The organism is Streptomyces vietnamensis (genome assembly GCF_000830005.1).
Taxonomy (GTDB): domain Bacteria; phylum Actinomycetota; class Actinomycetes; order Streptomycetales; family Streptomycetaceae; genus Streptomyces; species Streptomyces vietnamensis.
Genome location: NZ_CP010407.1, coordinates 415,007 through 433,340 on the forward strand (window position 1 = coordinate 415,007; position 18,334 = coordinate 433,340).

At 74.9% G+C, this 18,334-nt stretch carries 8 protein-coding genes; all 8 read right to left on the reverse strand.

Features of this window, described 5'->3' with window-relative positions:
• Nucleotides 1-42 precede the first annotated feature (42 nt).
• Entirely contained in the window at nucleotides 43-396 is a 354-nt protein-coding gene (locus tag SVTN_RS01940) for a hypothetical protein (protein ID WP_052498861.1), read from the reverse strand.
• Nucleotides 393-1,679: a glutamate synthase-related protein gene (locus SVTN_RS01945; protein ID WP_041127514.1), complete on the reverse strand. Its 1,287-nt coding sequence runs from the start codon at nucleotides 1,677-1,679 to the stop codon at nucleotides 393-395. The genes SVTN_RS01940 and SVTN_RS01945 overlap by 4 nt, the downstream gene beginning before the upstream one ends.
• Complete coding sequence (locus SVTN_RS45290) at nucleotides 1,676-2,680, reverse strand: asparagine synthetase A (RefSeq protein WP_041127515.1); 1,005 nt, start codon at nucleotides 2,678-2,680, stop codon at nucleotides 1,676-1,678. Before SVTN_RS45290 ends, SVTN_RS01945 begins: the two co-directional genes overlap by 4 nt.
• 105 nt (nucleotides 2,681-2,785) lie before the next feature.
• Nucleotides 2,786-4,123 carry a methylaspartate mutase gene (locus SVTN_RS45295; RefSeq protein ID WP_041127516.1) on the reverse strand — a complete coding sequence of 446 codons (1,338 nt, stop codon included), beginning with the start codon at nucleotides 4,121-4,123 and terminating at the stop codon, nucleotides 2,786-2,788.
• Complete coding sequence (locus SVTN_RS01960) at nucleotides 4,120-4,530, reverse strand: cobalamin B12-binding domain-containing protein (RefSeq protein WP_041127517.1); 411 nt, start codon at nucleotides 4,528-4,530, stop codon at nucleotides 4,120-4,122. The genes SVTN_RS45295 and SVTN_RS01960 overlap by 4 nt, the downstream gene beginning before the upstream one ends.
• Before the next feature lie 219 nt (nucleotides 4,531-4,749).
• The gene (locus SVTN_RS01965; protein WP_041127518.1) at nucleotides 4,750-4,965 is read right to left on the reverse strand and encodes an MbtH family protein; all 216 of its coding nucleotides are present in this window, start codon (nucleotides 4,963-4,965) and stop codon (nucleotides 4,750-4,752) included.
• Entirely contained in the window at nucleotides 4,962-12,215 is a 7,254-nt protein-coding gene (locus SVTN_RS01970; RefSeq protein ID WP_041127519.1) for a non-ribosomal peptide synthetase, read from the reverse strand. Before SVTN_RS01970 ends, SVTN_RS01965 begins: the two co-directional genes overlap by 4 nt.
• 595 nt (nucleotides 12,216-12,810) lie before the next feature.
• Complete coding sequence (locus tag SVTN_RS01975; protein WP_078908146.1) at nucleotides 12,811-18,282, reverse strand: condensation domain-containing protein; 5,472 nt, start codon at nucleotides 18,280-18,282, stop codon at nucleotides 12,811-12,813.
• Nucleotides 18,283-18,334 lie beyond the last annotated feature (52 nt).

Below are 18,334 nucleotides of genomic sequence, written 5' to 3' on the forward strand. Positions count from 1 at the left end.
GGCTTTCTGTGGTCGATGCGGAGGAAGGTGCGGTGGCCGTGGTCAGAGGGATGTGCGGACGTGGACCCGGACGCCGGCCGCGTCGCCCCTGAGGGTGGCGGCGACGGCCAGGGCCACGGCGCGGTCGGCGGCCCGGCGCACGGCGCGGCGGCGGCGCGTGCCGAAGGCGCTGGGCCGGGAGGTGACCTGGGCGGGCGGCCGGGGCGTACGCAGTTCGACGCGGCCGCCGAGGTAGCCCCGGCCCGCCTCGGCGAGGACGCGCTGCGCGGTGTGCCGGGCCGTGGTGCCGAGGCCGGTGCCGTCGCGGGAGACCGTCACGGTGATGCCGGGGGCCTCCCGGACGGAGAAGCAGGCGCGGACGGCGTGGTCGGCGGCGCGCCGCCGGTGCGCGGTCACGGCGTCGCCCCCGTCAGGTCGGCGGTGCGCTCGGGGTGCGACGGGTGGCCGTCCGGCCACCACAGGTCCTCGGGGTCCAGGGCGGTGACGCCGTACTTGCCCAACGCGCTGATCAGCAGCCGCAGTTCGAGGGCGATGCTGTCGACGAGGCGCTCCAGGCCGTGCTCCGGGTCCTCGTCGACGGCCACGAGGGCCGCTCGGCCGAGACCGACGGCGGTGGCCCCCAGGGCGAGGGCGCGGACGGCGCGGCCGCCCTCCCACATGCCGCCGGAGGCGAGGAGGCAGCCGTCGGGGCGGCCGATGCGGCGCAGGCACGCGGCGAGGGGCAGGCCGACGTGGTCGAGGAAGACGCCCGGCGCCCAGCCGGTGCCGCCTTCGGCTCCGTCGACGGTGACGGCGTCCGCTCCGGCGGACCAGGCGGTGCGGGCGGCGTGGGCGATGTCGCGGCCCGGGTGGAACTTCACCCAGGTACGGGCCTTGGGGAAGTTGTTCCGCATGAAGCGCAGCTGCTGACGGAGGATCTCGTCGGTGAAGGTCCCGGGGGTGGCGCAGCGCAGCTGGCGCTCGCCGTCCGGGTCGAGGACCTTGCGGACCGTGAAACGGCGGGCGAGCTGCTCCGCCTCGGCGCGGTCGACGACGGTCATGCCGCCGAGACCGGGCTTGGCGCCCTGACCTGTCTTCAGCTCGAAGGCGAGCCGCCCGCTCTCCAGGAGGGGCCGGAAGGCGGGGTCGCTGTAGAGGAGGTTCCAGACCTCGGAGTCGGCGTCCTCGGTGGACTGCTGGACGACGACGCCGCCGGCTCCGTCGGGTGCGGCGTCGAGGTAGGCCTCGACGCGGGCGAGGAGTGCGGAGCGGGTGGCGTCGCCGGCGCGGCGGTAGCCGTGCACGGGGATCATGTTCTCCCCGATGACCATGGGGATGCCGAGCCGGGCCGCCTGCCGGCCGGCGTGGACGGCGAGGTCGCCGCTGCCGGCGCGGGTGGAGCCGAAGGCGGACAGGTAGAGGGGCAGCCGGGAGGTGAAGCCGCCGATGCGGGAGCCGAGTTCGACGTCGGTGAACTCCGGCTCGCGGGCGAGGTCGATGAGCTTCTCCAGGCGCTGGGGCATGAAGACGGGCGGGACGATGCGCGCCCGGTCGAGCTCGTCGGCGGCGGGGGTCCCCGTACGCGGTCCGTACAGCTGTGTGCCGTACGTGGTGGGGTCGGGGAAGACCTCGGCGGTGCCGTTGCGGGCGCGGGCGCGTATCGCCCGCTCGGGGAAGCCGGGGGCGCCGAGGGCGGTCACGGGGCCACCACCCCGGGGAGCTTCGGGTAGGCGCTGACCTGCCACAGGGCGTCGAGGCCGGTGAGGAAGCGGACGAGGCGCTGCAGACCCATGCCGAACCCGGCGCTGGCCGGCATGCCCTCACGGGCCTCCTTGAGGTACCAGGCGTACTTGGCGGGGTTCTCGCCGCTCTCCCGCATGCGGGTGACGATGGTGGCGTAGTCGGCCTCGCGCTCGCTCCCGGAGACGAGCTCGCCGTATCCGTGCGGGGCGATGAGGTCGAAGTTGCGCAGGACGCCGGGGCGTTCGGGGTCCTCCCGGTCGTAGAAGCCGCGGGAGCCCTTGGGGTAGTCGTTGACGAAGAAGGGACGGTCGCTCTCCAGGGAGAGGATCCGTTCGCCGGCCCAGTCGATCTCGCCGTCGGGGTTCTGCGGGTGACCGGCGGCGAGGAGCCGGGCCACGGCGTCGTCGTGGGTGCGGACGTCGTACTTGCCGGCACGGACGTCGGCGAAGTCGCCCTCGATCCGGCCGAGTTCGGTCAGGATCTCGGGGACGGCCGTCCACACGTGCTCGGTGACGTGCGTCAGCAGTCCTGCGGCGATCTCCTGGGCGTCCTCGCGGCTCCCGTCGGCGATCTCCACGTCGATCTGGTGGAACTCGACGAGGTGACGGCCGGTGCCGGCGGTCTCCTCGGGCTCGACGCGCACGTTGGGGGCGACGTAGAAGAGCCGGGGGAAGCCGCGGAGGGACGCCTGCTTGTAGAGGATGGCGCTGGTCATCAGCTTGTACGGGTGGCCGTAGTAGTCGACGTCGAGGGCCTTGGCGCCGCGGCCGCCCGGGTCGGTGACGGGTCCGACGAGCGGGGGCAGCAGCTCGGTGAAGCCCTCGCCGCGCAGGAACGCACGGGCGGCGTGGAGGGCCTCCTGCTGGACGAGCATCGCGGCGCGCAGCCGGGGCGAGCGGAGGTGTTCGCCCAGCGGGGGCGGGGTGGCCGGGGCACCGGTGGGGTGGGCGTTGTCCATGACGGGGCTCCTGTTCGGGGCGGCGTGGGTGTTGTCGGGGCGTCTTGGGTGCGTTCGGGGCGGCGTGGGCGTCCTCGGGGTGGCGTGGGCGCGTTCGGGGGCGGCTCAGACGGTGAGCGGGGTGGCCTGCGGGCGGTCGTGGCCTTCGCCGCTGTCGCGGTGGCTGTCCCTGTCGCGGTGCCGGGGGCTGTCGTACCGGTCGGCGACGTGGTGGAGGGCGGCGAGCAGGCCGGCCGAGGTGAGGGGGGCCGCGTCGGCCGCCGCGTCCGGGCGGATCGGCATCGCGCCGGTCCGGGCCCAGCGGAGCCGGCCCCCGGGGTCGACGAACCCGAGGGAGCGGCCGGCGTTGTCGGGATGGAGGCAGAAGGGAACGTCGAGCAGCCCTCGTTCGAAGGCGGCCGGCAGGGCCCGGGACAGGTCGGGGTGGAGGCCGAGGACGGTCTCGACGAGGGTGCGGGCCTCCTCGTACACCTCACCGCCTCCTTCGGCCGCAGGATCCGGGGCCGGGGGTCCGGCGAGCGCGGCGGCCGCGGCGGCGGTCTCCAGGGCGCGGACGTTCTCCTCGACGGTCGGGAGGCGATGGGCCTCGGCGGTGGTCTTGACGATGAGGCGGCCCGCGCCGGAGCGCACGGCGAGGCGGGCGGAGGCCTCCAGGAGGCGGGTGGCGCCCTGTTCGGTGCGCGGATAGACGCCCATGTAGGTGTAGAGGACGACGTGGTGGTCGATGCCGTCGGGCAGGAATTCGGCAGCGAGCCGGTGCAGGGCGCGCAGGGCCTCCTCGTCCTGGGCCGGGTCGGTCTGCTGGGCATAGCTGAGCGAGACGCTGCGCAGCCCGAACTGCATGAAGAACAGGCACTCCAGGACGCTCGTGGCCACCAGGAGGCCGGGCGGGCAGAGCTGCCCGAGCAGGCAGCCGCCGAAGCTCTCCAGATGGGGTACGGCTCCGGGGCGCGCCCCGGTGGCGAGGAGTTCGCAGGCGCGGGCCCAGGCGGTGACGGACTCCCGCAGGGGGGTGCGGCCGTAGGGCAGGCAGTACGAGACGGGGCCGCCTTCGGTGGCGTCGAGGCCGGCCGCGGTGAGTGCCCGGACGATGGCCAGGGGGCGGGCGGAGCCGTGCCTGACCTGTACGGGGAAGTCCGCGTCGAACAGCCCGTCGAGGACGGCCCGGGTGGTGGCCGGGGAGTGCGCGGCGATCGGGTAGCCGTTGAGGCGGCTCCCCTCGGCGACGGCGGCGCGGGCGGCGGCGAGGTCGCCGACGCGGGTGTAGCTGTCGACGGTCAGGGTGCCCGCGGTGTGGGCGGTGGCGGCCCTGGTCCGGGCGAGCCCGGCCCGCATGCGGCCGGGGTCGCCGAAGCCCATGCGGGGCTGGACGACGAGCCGGCCGGCGGCCGCGGACGCGGCGACGAAACGGCCGAAGTCGGGGGCGGGGGCCGGGGCGGTCAAGCCGGCACCTCCTTGCGGGCGCGTGCGGCGAGGAACTCGCGCAGGGCGTCCAGGTCCTCGCCGAGCACGGCGTCGCAGCCGGCCTCGGTCAGCCGCGCCACGTCCGCCTCCTGGCGGTGTCCGGCGACGCCGAGCTTGCCGCCGAGCACCACGGGGAGGCCGGCCAGGGCGGGTTCCGCGCGCAGTCGGCGGACGGCGGCGAGTCCGTCGCGGTAGCCGTGCCCGTTGACACTGCTGAGCACCACCGCGTCGGGCGCGTGCCGCAGACAGCCGGCGAGCAGCAGCTCGGCAGGGGCGCAGGGACCGAGCCCGACGACCTGGTGGCCCTGTTCCTGGAGGAAGAGACGGAGGTACACGAGATTCCATGTGTGGGAATCCGATGCGGTTCCGCTCAGGAGTATCTTCATGGGTCGAGGATAATTTTCCGGGGATTCCGGAAGGGGAAGTACGACCGGCAGCAAGGACCGGCACTTTCGTTCTGGGATTTCCCCACGGGAAAAGCGCCGTGCCCCGCATCGGCTGCGGGGCACGGCGCTTCGGTCGAGGGCGCGTCAAGCCTTATGTGTTCGGGCCTTATGTGTTCGGACCTTACGCGTTCGGGCCTTATGTGTTCGGACCGTACGTGTTCAGGCGTACTGGGCGACGAGGCTGCGCGGGCGGATGTCGGTCCAGTGGGCGGTGATGTACTCCAGGGCTTCGGCGCGGTTCCCGGCGCCCCAGACGCTGGTCCAGCCAGCCGGGATGTCCGCGAAGGCGGGCCACAGGGAGTGCTGGCCCTCGTCGTTCACGACGACGTGGAAGGTGCCCTCGGCGTTGTCGAACGGGTTGACGGACTCGCTCATGACTGGCTCCTCGTTTCTTCCTTCTGAAGTGCGGAGAGTTTCTCCGCGACAATTCTTCCGATTGTTTCGAGAGGTTCCGGTTCGGCCATCTGGAGATGGCCGCACTCGACGGTGTGATTGTCGATGACGCCCTCGGTGAAGGGAATCCAGGTGGCGGCGAGGGCGCCTTCCCGCTCCCCCGGCCGGCGGGCGGTGAAGAACACCGTGTCGGTGTCGGCGACGCCGGGCACGTGCCGTGCCATGAGTGCGGCGTGGGTCTCGGAGGCGCGGAGCACGGCCCGGAGTTCGGCGTCGGAGAACCCGGCGAGGACGGGGTCCTCGCGGCGGATCTCCGCCATCGCCGTGGCGAGGTCCCGCGCTTTCTCGGCCCTCGCCTCGGGCGGGAGCACGGAGACGCTGCCGGGTCCGGTCTGGTGGACGTCCATCAGCGCGAGCAGTTCGACCCGCTCGCCCGCCTCGCGGAGCCGTACGGCCATGGTGTGGGCGACGAGGCCGCCGTACGACCAGCCGAGCAGCCGGTACGGGCCCCAGGGCTGTACCCGCCTGATCTGCTCCAGGTAGTCGTCGGCCATCTGCTCGACGCTGCGCGGCCGGTGGCCGGGCTCGCTCAGCGCGCGGGCCTGCAGCGCGTACAGCGGCTGGTCGTCGCCCAGGTGGCGGGCGAGGCCCGCGTAGGCCCAGCCGACGCCGGTGCCGGGGTGGACGCAGAACAGCGGGCGGCGGGTGCCACGGGTGCTGAGCGGGAGCAGGACGCCCAGGGCGGCGGCCGTGCCGTCGTCCTCGGGCGAGCCGAGCAGTCCGGCGGGGGTGGGCAGGCGGAACAGGTCGCGGACGGTGCGCTCGATGCCGAGGACGGAACGGACGCGGTTGACAAGGCGGACGCCGAGCAGCGAATGGCCGCCCAGGGTGAAGAAGTTGTCGTCGATGCCGACGCGGGGCACGTCGAGGATCTCGGCGAACAGCGCGCACAGCACCTCCTCGCGGGCGTTGCGGGGCTGCCGTCCGCCCTCGGCGGAGGCGGGGCGGTGCGGGGCGGGGAGCGCCGTGCGGTCGGGTTTGCCGTTGACGGTGAGCGGCAGGGCGTCGAGGACGACGACGGCGGAGGGCACGAGGTGCTCGGGGAGCGCGGTCCGTGCCTCGGCGAGCAGCTCGGCGATCAGTCGGGCCCCGGTGACCGCCGTGTCCTTGCGGGGGACGACGTAGCCGACGAGGGTCTTGTCGCCGGGCCGGTCCTCGCGGACCACGACGAGCGCCTGGCCGACCGAGGGATGCGCGGCGAGGGTCCGCTCGACCTCGCCGGGTTCGATCCGTACGCCGCGCAGCTTGATCTGGCCGTCCGCCCGTCCGAGGAACCGGAGTTCACCGGCGGGGGTCCACAGCACGCGGTCGCCCGTGCGGTACATGCGGCTGCCGTCCCGTTCGAACGGGTCGGGGACGAACCGCTCGGCGGTCAGCCCGGCCCGGCCGACGTATCCGCGGGCCACGTGCGCGCCGGCGATGTACAGCTCGCCGGGGACGTCCGGCGGGACGGGTCGCAGCGCGTCGTCGAGGACGTGGCTGCGGGTGTTGTCCATCGGGCGGCCGAGGTGGAGTCCGGCGCCCCGCAGGGCGCGTTCGCCGGTGCCGAACCACTGGTTGTGGGAGGCGAAGGTGGTCTCGGTGGGGCCGTAGGAGTGGACCAGGACGGTGTCGGGGCAGTGGGTGAGGACGCGCTGGACGGCGGCGGGGTTGGCGACGTCGCCGCCGGTCCACACCTCGCGCAGGAGTCTCAGGGTGTCCAGGCCCTCGTCGGCCATGACGTGGAAGAGGCCGACGGTGAAGTAGGCGGTGGTGACGCCGTGTTCGCGGACGGCGCGGGCGGTCTCGGCGAGGTCCGTGCCGTCGCCGCGGGTGAGGACGAGGCTGCCGCCGTTGAGGAGCGGCACCCAGATCTCGAAGACGGAGGCGTCGAACCCGGTCGCCGAGTGGACCAGCATCCGGTGCGGTCCCCCGGCACGGACGTCGCGGTCGCGGGCGAGCTCCACCACGTTGCGGTGGGTGACGCCGACGCCCTTCGGGCGGCCCGTCGACCCGGACGTGAACATCACGTACATCAGGTCGTCCCCGGTGGCGGGAACGTCCTCGGCGAGGGGCTCCCCGGCGTCGGGCGCGTCCACGAGCAGGAGCGCCGGGACGACCACGACGGAAGCGTGGTCCTCGTCGGTCGCCACCAGCTGGACCTCGGCGTGGTCCTCGTCGGTCGCCAACCCGCGCACCCCGGCATGGTCCGCGTCGGCCGCCAACCCGCGCACCCCGGCATGGTCCGCGTCGGCCGCCAACCCGCGCACCCCGGCGTGGTCCTCGTCGGTCGCCACCAGCCGGACCCCGGCGTCCTCCAGCATCAGCCGGATCCTCGCCTCGGGAAGCCGCGGGTCCAGGGGCAGGTAGGCGGCGCCGCATTTGAGGACCGCGAGGGCCGTCACCACCAGGGACACGCCGCGTTCGAGGAGGACGCCGACGGTGTCGCCGCGGCGCACGCCGGCGGTCCGGAGACGGGCGGCCAGCGCGCCGGCGCGGGCGTCGAGTCCTCCGTAGCCGACGGTCTCCCCGTCGGTGATCAACGCGGGCGCGTCGGGGGTGCGCGCGGCCCGGCGGGCGATCAGCTCGTGGATCGTCTCCGGGGCGCCGGGGACCACGGCCGCGGTGTCGTTGTACTCGCTGACGAGGCGGAACCGGTCGGCGGCGGTGAACAGGTCCACGTCCCCGATCCGTACGCCGGGGTCGGCGGCCGCTGCCCGCAGGGTCCGCTCCAGGTGGGCGGCGAGCAGCGCGGCGGTGGGGGCGTCGAACAGGTCCGTGGCGTACTCCAGGCCGCCCGCGAGCCCGATCGGCCGCCCTTCGGCGTCCCGCCGCTCCTCCATCGCGAAGGTCAGGTCGAACTTGGTGGAGACGGTGTCCAGGAGCGCCGGCCCGCCCTCCTGGAAGAGGCCCTTCGCGCCGGCGGCGTCGCCCGTGTAGTCGTGGTGGAGCTGGACGACGATCTGGGCCAACGGGTGGTGGGCGGTGGTGCGGAGCGGGTTGAGGTGCTCGACGACCCGGTCGAAGGGGAGCTCCTGGTGCCCGTAGGCGGCGAGGTCGGTCTGCCGGACCCGGTCGAGGAGTTCGGTGAAGGTGGGGTCGCCGGAGGTGTCGGTGCGCAGCACGAGGGTGTTGACGAAGAAGCCGACCAGGTCGCCGAGGGATTCGTCGTCGCGTCCTGCGGTCATGGTGGCGAGCGGCAGGTCGGTGCCCGCGCCGTGCCGGGTGAGGACGGCGGCCAGGGCGGCCTGGAGGACCATGAACAGGGTGGCGCCGCTGCGCCGTGCCACGGCTTCGAGGGCCTGGTGGGTGGCGGCGTCGACGGTGACGGGGGCGCGTCCGCCGCGGTGGGTGGCCTCGGCGGGGCGGGGGCGGGCGGAGGGGAGCTCGAACACGGCGGGGGCGTCGGCGAGGGTCCTCTCCCAGAACTCCAGGTGGGCGGCGGCGGCCGGGCCGTCGATCAGGTCGCGCTGCCAGAGGGTGTAGTCGGCGTACTGGACGGGCAGTGGCCGCCAGGTGGGGTCCCGGTCCTCGGTGCGGGCCCGGTAGGCGGTGCCGAGGTCTGCGAGGAGGGGGCCGGTGGACCAGCCGTCGGCGGCGATGTGGTGGACGAGCAGGACGAGGACCTGTCCGCCGCCGTCGTCGGGGGTGACGAGGGTGGCCCGCAGGGGCGTCTCCTCGGCCAGGTCGAAGACGTGTCCGGCGGCTTCGGCGACGGTGGCCTGGAGCCGCCCGGCGGGTACGGACCGCACGTCGAGCGGGGGCCGGACGGCGGGCAGGATCTCCTGGTGGGGTTCGCCGTCGACGCTCCGGTAGCGGGTGCGCAGCACCTCGTGCCGGTCGGAGAGGTCGGTGAGGGCCTCGGCGAGGGCGACGGCGTCGAGGGGTTCCGCCGGCCTGAGGACGAGGGGGATGTTGTACGAGGCGCTGGGCCCTTCGAGCGTGTCGATGAACCACAGCCTGCGCTGGGCGTACGACAGGGGGATGCGTGCGGGCCGGTCCGCGCGCGGCACCGGGCGGGGGCGTACCGGCTCCGGGACGCCGCCCGTCTCCGGCGTGGTGGACCGGTCGGCGATGCGGCGTGCGAGGGCGTCCGGGGTGGGCGCGAGGAGCAGGTCGCGGACCTGGACGTCGGCGCCGAGGCGGGCGCGGATCCGGTTGGCGAGGCGTACGCCGCTCATGGAGTGGCCGCCGATGGTGAAGAAGCCTTCGTGGGGGCCGACCTGGTCGAGGCCGAGTACTTCCGCGAAGAGTTCCCGCAGGGTGTCGGTGTGCGGGGCGGGCGGCTCCGCACGCGTGGGTGCGGTCGCCTCGGCGGCGCGCGCGGCGGTGCGGGCGCGCCGTTCGTCCAGGGCGTGCCGGGTCGCGGGGTCGACGAGGCCGTTGTCCCGGATCCGGGCCTCGGGGTGCTCGGCGGCGGCGCGCAGGGCGCGCTCCAGGGCGGCGAGCAGGATGCGGGCGGTGTCCTCGTCGAGTACGTCGCGCGCGTACTCCAGGCCGAGCCGGAGTCCGGCGGGGGCGCCGTCGGCGTCCCGGAGTTCCTCGAAGGCGGCGGTGAGGTCGAACTTGGTGGTGGCCGGTCCTTCGCCGGCGAAGCGGCCCGGGATGGCGCCGAGGTGGAAGGGCCCGCCGTCGGGGCCGGTGGTCCGCAGGGTGAGCATCACCTGGAAGAGCGGGTGGACGCCGGGTGTGCGGGGCGGGTTGAGGTGTTCCACGAGGAGGTCGAAGGGGAGCCGCTGGTGGGCGAAGGCGGCGAGGTCGGTGTCGCGGACCCGGTGCAGGAGGTCGGTGAAGGCGGGGTCGCCGCTGGTGTCGGTGGGCAGGACGAGGGTGTTGACGAAGAAGCCGACGAGCTCGTCGAGGGCCTCGTCGTCGCGTCCGGCGACGGGGGTGCCGAGGACGGTGTGCTCTCCGGCGCCGGCGGCGCGCAGGGCGAGGCCGAGGGCGGCCTGCGCCACCATGAGCAGGCTGGCGTCGTGCTCCTCGGCGAGGCGGACGAGCCGTGCGTGGACGGCCGGTTCGACGGCGGCGGTCACCAGGCCGCCGTCGTGGGCGCGGACGGCGGTCCTGGGCCGGTCGAGGGGCAGGTCGGTGGCGGCGGGCAGGCCGTCCAGGGCCGTACGCCAGTGGGCGAGGCCCCGGGCCACGAGGGAGTCGGGGTCGTCGGCTTCGCCGAGGAGGTCGTTCTGCCAGAGGGTGTAGTCGGCGTACTGGACGGGCAGCGGCTCGCGTTCGGGCGCGCGGCCCTCGGCGCGCGCGGCGTAGGCGTGGGCGAGGTCGGTCATCAGCGGTTCGAGGGACCAGCCGTCGCCGGCGACGTGGTGGAGCAGGACGGCCAGGGTGGCGCCGGGGCCGTCGTCCGGCAGGAACAGGGCGACGCGCAGCGGGAGTTCGCGGGACAGGTCGAAGGTCTCGGCGGTGAACCGGGCGACCCGCTCGGCGCGTTCCCCCGCCGGGCACTCGACGGTGCGCAGCCGTACGGCGGTGGGGGCGAGGACGTGCTGGTACGGCTCGTCGTCGGGGGCCGGGAACACAGTGCGCAGCACCTCGTGCCGTTCGGCGAGGTCGGCCACCGCGGCGGCGAGGGCGGCCCGGTCGGGGGCCGTCTCCAGGTCGAGGACGATCGGCATGTTGTAGGCGGCGGACGGGCCGTCGAGCTGGCCGACCAGCCACAGCCGGCGCTGGGCGTGGGAGAGCGGGACGCGGTCCTCGGCGGGCAGGGGTTCCTCGTGGACGACGGGCAGGCGCGGGTCGGCCGTGCGCAGCGCCTTGCGGTTGATCTTGCCGGAGCTGGTACGGGGCAGGGCGACGACGATCGAGACCGCGGGCACGGCGGCGGCGGGCATGCGCGCGCGTACCCGGTCGCGCAGCTCCTCCGCGCCCGTGCCGCCCTCCGTCACCACGAAGGCGACGAGCCGCTTGACGCCGTCGCCGTCCTGCTGCGCGACGACGGCGGCCTCCCGGACCGCGGCGTGGCCGGCGAGGACGGAGTCGACGGCGGCGGGGTCGATGCGCTGGCCGCCGATCTTCACCTCGTCGTCGAGGCGGCCGTGGTACAGGATCTGCCGGTCCTCGCCGATGGTGACGAGATCGCCGGTGCGGTAGGCGCGCTCGCCGTCGAGCTCGGTGAAGCGGCGGGCGTTCAGTTCGGGCCGGTGGAGGTAGCCGCGGGTCAGGCCGCCGCCGAGCAGCCACAGTTCGCCGTCGACGACGGCGGCGCGGACGCCGGGCAGCGGCCGGCCGATGGGGATGGGTCCGGCGTCGTGGCGGCTGAGGTCGGCCACGGTGGCGACGACGGTGGTCTCGGTGGGGCCGTAGCCGTTGAGGAGGCGGATCCGGTCGCCGACCAGGCCCCGCCACTGGGCGACGCGCTCGGGCAGGGCGGCCTCGCCGTAGATCATCACGGTGCGCAGGCCCTCGGGGAGGGCGACGGAGCCGGTGGTGAGGACGTAGACGAGCTCGTGCCAGTAGGCGGCGGGCAGGTCGAGGTAGGTGACGCCGTGCCGGGCACAGCCCGCGAGGAGTTCGGCCACGTCGAGCATGTCGTCGGTGCGCAGGACGAGGGTGCCGCCGGCGCCGAGGGTCGTGAAGATCTCCTGGATGCTGGCGTCGAAGTGCAGCGGGCTGAACTGGAGGACGGCGTCGTCGGGCCCGATGCCGTAGGCGGGGGTGGCACCGGCGATGAAGTGCGCGAGCGAGTCGTGGGCGACGACCACGCCGTTGGGGGTGCCGGTGGAACCGGAGGTGTAGATGACGTAGGCCGCGCCCTCTCCGGCGCCGGGGCCTCCGAGGACGAGCTCGCCGTGCCGGGCGACCTCCGCCGGGCCGGGCGCCAGGTCGCCGCAGGCGTCTTTCAGGATCGCCTCGTTGCGGGCGTCGGGGGCCTGGACGTCGAGGGGCAGGTAGGCGGCGCCGGTGCAGAGAACGGCGAGCAGACCGACGATGGCGTCGATGCCGCGCGGCCGGTGGAGGGCGACGAGCCGGCCGGGCCCCGCGCCCTGCGCGGCGAGCTCCCCGGCCCGGTCCCGTACGGCGGCGTCCAGCTCGGCGTAGGTGAGGCGGGCGTCGGCGTGGACCAGGGCGGGGGCGTCGGGGCGGGTACGCGTCTGGTGGGCGATCAGGTCGAGCACGGGCGGCGCGGGGGCGGGAGAGGGTCCGCCGTCGAGCAGGTCTTCCGTTCTGCTGGGGGGCATGCTGAGTTCCTCCGGTAAAGGGCCGAGAGACCGGGGCGAACGGTTCCTCTCGCCTCCGTGCCCTTCACGCTAGGCGCGCGGCCCTGCCGCTCGGGGCAGTCGGCCCGGCAGCTCCGATCGGCAGATGGCGTACGGCCGGAGCTGCCGGTGGGTACGACACCGACCCCGGTACCGGTCCGTGTGGGGCCGCGCCAGGCCCCGCGCGACGCCGCGCCTGGCTGGGCGTCGCCCCACTGCCGTGTGGGCCCGCACCCGCTGCCGTGTGGGCAATCGTCCCGCAGGGCGGGACGGGTGGGCACACGGGACGGCGCCCCCAGCCGGGCCCAGGCGTTCCGCGCCTGGACCCGCACCACCGCCGCGGCGCGCTCCCGGTGCGGGTTCAGGCGCGGAAGCCTCTGGCACCGGCAGGGCGCGGGTCCGTTGTGCCCACCCGTTCCGCCCCAGCGGAACGACTGCCCACAACGAGGGCGACGAGGGCACCGCCCCGGGCGGGCGCCGCCCACAACGGGGGTGGCGGCGCCCCGGCGGAACGCATGCCCACAACGGGGTGGGCTGAGGCGCCGCCCCAGGCGGGCGCCGCCCACAACGAGGGCCCTCAGTTGGGGCGGCGGGCTCCCGCCGCCGTGCGGCGGCGCAGTGCCGGGGCGGCGGCCGGGCGGGAGGCCGGCGCGTTCGGGTCGGCGGCGGGCTCGGCCAGACGGCGGGCGAGGGAAGCCGCCGTCGGGTTGCGGAAGACGTCCCGCAGGGTGAGGTCCTGGCCGAACTCGGCGCGGATCCGGTTGAGGAGCCTGACCGCGAGCAGGGAGTGCCCGCCCGACTTGAAGAAGTTGTCGTCCCGGCCGATCGGACGTCCGCCGAGGACGTCCCGGAAGACCCCGAGGAGGCGTTCCTCCCGGCCGTCCGGGCCCACCTCCGTCACCGCCTCGACGGGCGCGTCGGCGTGAGCGCCGGGCGCGGGCAGCCGGGTCACCAGGACGACGCGGGCGGGGGTCAGGTACTCGGGCAGCCGCTCGGCGGCCCAGCCGCGCAGCGTCGCCTCGTCGGCGCCGCCGGGGACGCGGGTGACGTACGCGTACAGGCGGTCGTCGCGGACGGCCACGGCCGTTCCCGTCACGTCGGGGTGCCGGCCGAGCACGTCCTCGACATGGCCCGGCTCGACCGGGTAGCCGCCCACGGTGAGCACGGCCACGGGCCGCAGGGACCCGTCCGCCTCGGCGAAGGCCCGCCGGCCGGTGGTGCGCAGGCCGCCGCCCGGGGTCCGCTCGTGGACCTCGCCGGGCACCCGTACCGGCGCGGGGCGTCCCCGTTCGTCCAGGACCACGGCCTTGTCGGCGGGGGCCGCCGGGCCGTACGACGGGCCGGAGAGCGCGGTGCCGGGGTCGGCGGCGAACGCGTCGAGGGTCTCGGTCAGCCGCCGGGCCAGGAGAGCGGCGGTGTCCGCGTCGTAGAGCGCGGTGGCGTACTCCAGGGCGCCCCGCAGGCCGGCCGGTCCGCCGTCGGCGTCGACCAGCTCGGTCAGCGCGAAGGTGAGGTCGGACTTGGCGCCCACCGCGCTGAACGCGACCGGTTCGCCGTCGAGGACGGACGGGGTCCCGGCCCCGCTCGCCGCCGCGTGCACCTGCAGCATCACCTGGACGAGCGGGGCGTGCGCGGCGGAGCGGTGCGGGCTGAGGTGCTCGACGAGCCGGTCGAAGGGGAGGTCCTGGTGGCTGTACGCGGCGAGTCCGGACTCGCGGACCCGGCGGACCAGTTCGGTGAAGTCGGGGTCGCCGGAGGTGTCGGTGCGCAGCACCAGCGTGTTGACGAAGAAGCCGACGAGCGGGTGCAGGGCGTCGTCGGCGCGGCCGGCGACGGTGGTGCCGACCGCCAGGTCGGTGCCCGCGCCGTGCCGGGTGAGGAGGGCGGCGAGGGCGGCCTGTACGACCATGAAGAGGGTGGCGCCGTTGCTCCGGGCGACGCGCAGCAGGGCCCGGTGGGTGACGGCGCTCACCTCGAAGGCGGTGAGGGCGCCGGCGCCGTCGGTCTCGGCGGGGCGCGGCCGGTCGGTGGGCAGGGCGAGGAGCGGCGGCAGCCCGTCCAGGGCCTCGCGCCAGTGGGCCAGTTGTTCGCCCGCGACGCCGTGCTCGCCGTCGAGGAGCTCGTGCTGCCAGAGGGTGTAGTCGGTGTACTGGACGGGCAGCGGCTCCCAGTCGGGGGCCCGGCCCCCGGCGCGAGCCCGGTAGGCGGTGTCCAGGTCGGCGAGCAGGCAGCCCGTCGACCAGCCGTCGCCGGCGATGTGGTGGACGAGGAGCACCATGGTCTGGCCGCCGTCGCCGTCCGTCACGAGCGAGGCCCGGAAGGGGATCTCGGTGGCCAGGTCGAAGACGTGTCCGGCGGCCGCGTCGACGGCCGCGCGCAGTGCGTCCGGGCCGTCGGCGCCGATCTCCTGGAGCACGGGCGTCGCGCCGGCGAGCACCTGCTGGTACGGCTCCCCGCCCGCCGTCGGGTAGACGGTGCGCAGCACCTCGTGTCGGCCGGCGACGTCCGCGAGGGCGGCGGCGAGCGTGGCCGGGTCGACGGGGCGGTGCAGCCGGGTCACCACGGGAATGTTGTAGGTGGCGCTGGGGCCTTCGAGCCGGCCCAGGAACCAGAGGCGGAGCTGAGCGGCCGACAGCGGGACGCGTGCGGGCCGCAGCGCGTCGGGGACGGGTCGCAGCGGGGGGCGGGCGGGGCCGTCGTCCCGCTCGTCGAGGCGGCGGAGGAGCTGCCGGGGGGTCGGAGCGAGGAAGACGTCGCGGATCGCGGCCTGGAGGCCGAGGGCGCCCCGGATGCGGTTGGTGAGCTTGCCGGCGAGCAGGGAGTGTCCGCCGAGCTTGAAGAAGTTGTCCCCGGGGCGTACGTCGTCCCGGTCGAGGATCTCCGCGAACAGGCCGCGGATGATCTCCTCTCGGGGATCCGCCGCGGAACCCGTCCTGGTTCCCCGTCCGTCGCCGGATGTCCTCCGTTCGGCGAGGGCGCGGGCGAGGGCGTCGTGCCGGCGGTCGAGCCCCCGGCGCTCCTCGACGGTGAGCAGGTCGACCTCGCTCAGCGGCGTGTCGCCGGACCGCTCGGCGAGGGCCGTCAGGGCGCGCTGGAACAGCGCGAGCAGGATCCGTGCGGTGTCCTCGTCGTACAGGTCCGTCGCGTACTGCAGCCCGAGGAGCACTCCCCCGGGTTCGCCGTCGGTGTCGTGCGTCTCGACGCAGTGGAAGGAGAGGTCGAACTTGGCTCCGGCGAGGTCGGCGCCGTCCGCCTCGCCGGAGATGCCGCCGAGGCGGACGGTCGTGTCCTGTGCGGTCTGCGCGCTGACCATCACCTGGAAGAAGGGGTGGCGGCCGAGGGAGCGTTCGGGGTTGAGGTCCTCGACGAGGAGGTCGAACGGCAGGTCGTCGTGGGCGAAGGCCGCCAGGTCCCCGTCCCGTACGCGCCGCACGAGCTCGGCGAGGGTGGGGTCCCCGGTCATGTCGGTGCGCAGGGCCAGGGTGTTCACGAAGAAGCCGACGAGCGCGTGCAGGTCCTCCTCGGGCCGGCCCGCCACCGCCGTGCCGACGACCACGTCCTCGCCTGCGCCGGCCGCCCGGAGGGCGAGGGACAGCGCGGTCCGGACGACCATGAAGAAGGTGGCGCGGCTGCTGCGGGCGACACCGGCGAGCGCCTTGTGGACCAGGGCGTCCACCTCGGCCGTCACCACGGCCCCCCGGTGGCTGGGTTCCGTGAGCCGGGGCCGGTCGGCGGGCAGCCGGGTCTCGGCCGGGATGCCGTCCAGGGCCTTGCGCCAGTACGCCAACTGGTCGTCGCGGACGCCGTGTTCGCCGTCGAGGAGCTCGCGCTGCCAGAGGGCGTAGTCGGTGTACTGGACGGGCAGCAGCTCCCACTCGGGGGCACGGCCCTCGGCGCGGGCCCGGTAGGCGCGGTCGAGGTCGGCGAGCAGGGAGCCCACCGACCAGCCGTCCGTCGCGATGTGATGCACCGAGAGGACGAGGACCGCCGTTCCGTCCGCCACCTGGAACAGCCGTACGCGGAGGGGCAGTTCGCTCGTCACGTCCAGCGGGATCCTGGCGAAGTCGGTCGCCCGCGCCTGCGCTTCCTCAGGCGCGGCGCACTCCTCGACCTCGACCCGCGGCTCCGGCACGTCGAGGACGCACTGGTACGGCTCTCCGTCCCGTACCGGATAGACCGTCCGCAGCACCTCGTGACGGTGCATCACGTCCCGTACGGCCGCCTCCAGGACGACCGCGTCGGGCTGGGCCTCCAGCTGGAGCACCATGGGCGCGTTGTACGCCGGGGAGGAGCCTTCGAGCCGGTTGAGGAACCACAGCCGGCGCTGGGCGTACGACAGGGGGACGGGGTCGGGGCGGTGCTCGTCCGGCACGGGGCGCAGGGCCGGGCGGCGGGGGCCGGTGCCCCGCTCGCCGAGGCGGCGAAGGAGCTGCCGGGGGGTCGGGGCGAGGAAGACGTCGCGGATCGCGGCCTGGAGGCCCAGAGCCCCTCGGATGCGGTTGGTGAGTTTGCCGGCGAGCAGGGAGTGTCCGCCGAGCTTGAAGAAGTTGTCCCCGGGGCGTACGTCGTCCCGGTCGAGGATCTCCGCGAACAGGCCGTTCAGGATCTCCTCGCGGGGGTCCCGGACGGAGCGGGTCCCGGTCCGCTCGCTCTCGCCCGCGGTGCGGGGCCGTGGCTCCTCGGCGAGGGCCCGGTGGCGGCGGTCGAGGGCGTCGCGCTCGCCGTCCGTGAGGAGCCGGACGCGGCTGAGAGGGGTGCTGTCCCGCTCTTCCGCGAAGGCCGTCAGCGCGCGCCGGAAGAGCGTGAGGAGGATCCGTGCGGTGTCCTCGTCGTACAGGTCCGTCGCGTACTGCAGTCCGAGGAGCACCCCGCCGCCGTCGGCCCTCTCCTGGCAGTGGAAGCTCAGGTCGAACTTGGCGGTGGCCAGGTCCGCGTCGTCGAGGACGGCGGGGACGGTCCCGAGCCGGACGGTCGCGTCCTCCCGCCGGGTCTGCGCGCTCAGCATGACCTGGAAGAACGGGTGGCGGCCTAGGGAGCGTTCGGGGTTGAGGTCCTCGACCAGGAGGTCGAACGGCAGGTCCTCGTGGGCGAACGCGACCAGGTCCGTCTCGCGGACGCGGTCCACGAGCGCCCCGAGGCCGGGGTCCCCGGAGAGGTCCGTGCGCAGGGCCAGGGTGTTCACGAAGAACCCGACGAGCTCGTGCAGGTCCTCCTCGGGCCGGCCCGCCACCGCCGTGCCGACCACGATGTCGTCCCCCGCGCCCGCCGCCCGCAGGGCGAGGGCCAGGGCGGCGCGGGCCACCATGAAGAACGTGCCCCGCCGGGCGCGTGCGACGGCGGTGAGGGCCCGGTGGGTTCCGGCGTCCAGCTCGGCCGTGACCATCGCGCCCCGATGGCTGGGCTCCGTCGGCCGGGGTCGGTCGGCGGGCAGTCGCGTCTCGGCCGGGATGCCGTCCAGGGCCTTGCGCCAGTGGGCGAGTTGTTCGTGCGCGGTGCTGTCGGGGTCCTCGGGGTCTCCGAGCATGTCCCGCTGCCACAGCGCGTAGTCCGCGTACTGGACGGGCAGCGGCTCCCAGCCGGGGGCGCGGCCCTCGCCGCGGGCGCGGTAGGCGGTGTCGAGGTCGGCGAGCAGGCAGCCCACCGACCAGCCGTCCGTCGCGATGTGGTGCACGAGGAGGACGAGAACGGCCGTTCCGTCCGTCACCCTGAACAGCCTCACCTGGAGGGGGAGTTCGCGCGTCACGTCCACGGGGAGCCGGGCGAACGCCGTCGCCCGGGCCTCCACGTCCTCGCCCGCCGCGCACTCCTCCACCTCGAAGCGCACGTCGACGTCGTCGAGGATCTGCTGGTACGGCTCCTCGTCCCGGGCCGGGTAGACGGTACGGAGCACCTCGTGCCGCTCCACCACGTCCCGTACCGCCGCTTCGAGCACCGCCGGGTCGGGCATCGATCCCAGCCGGAGCACCACGGGGGCGTTGTAGGCCGAGGAGGCACCCTCGAGCCGGTTCAGGAACCACAGCCGACGCTGGGCGTAGGACAGGGGGATCACGGTTGCTGCTCCTCGTGAGTGACGGGGCGGGCGGGTCGGGCGGCGACGGGGA

Excerpts from the sequence above, each read along its gene's own strand:
- SVTN_RS01965 (WP_041127518.1), bottom strand. The coding sequence starts at position 4,965 with ATGAGCGAGTCCGTCAACCCGTTCGACAACGCCGAGGGCACCTTCCAC.
- SVTN_RS01960 (WP_041127517.1), bottom strand. The coding sequence starts at position 4,530 with ATGAAGATACTCCTGAGCGGAACCGCATCGGATTCCCACACATGGAAT.
- SVTN_RS45290 (WP_041127515.1), bottom strand. The coding sequence starts at position 2,680 with ATGGACAACGCCCACCCCACCGGTGCCCCGGCCACCCCGCCCCCGCTG.
- SVTN_RS01970 (WP_041127519.1), bottom strand. The coding sequence starts at position 12,215 with ATGCCCCCCAGCAGAACGGAAGACCTGCTCGACGGCGGACCCTCTCCC.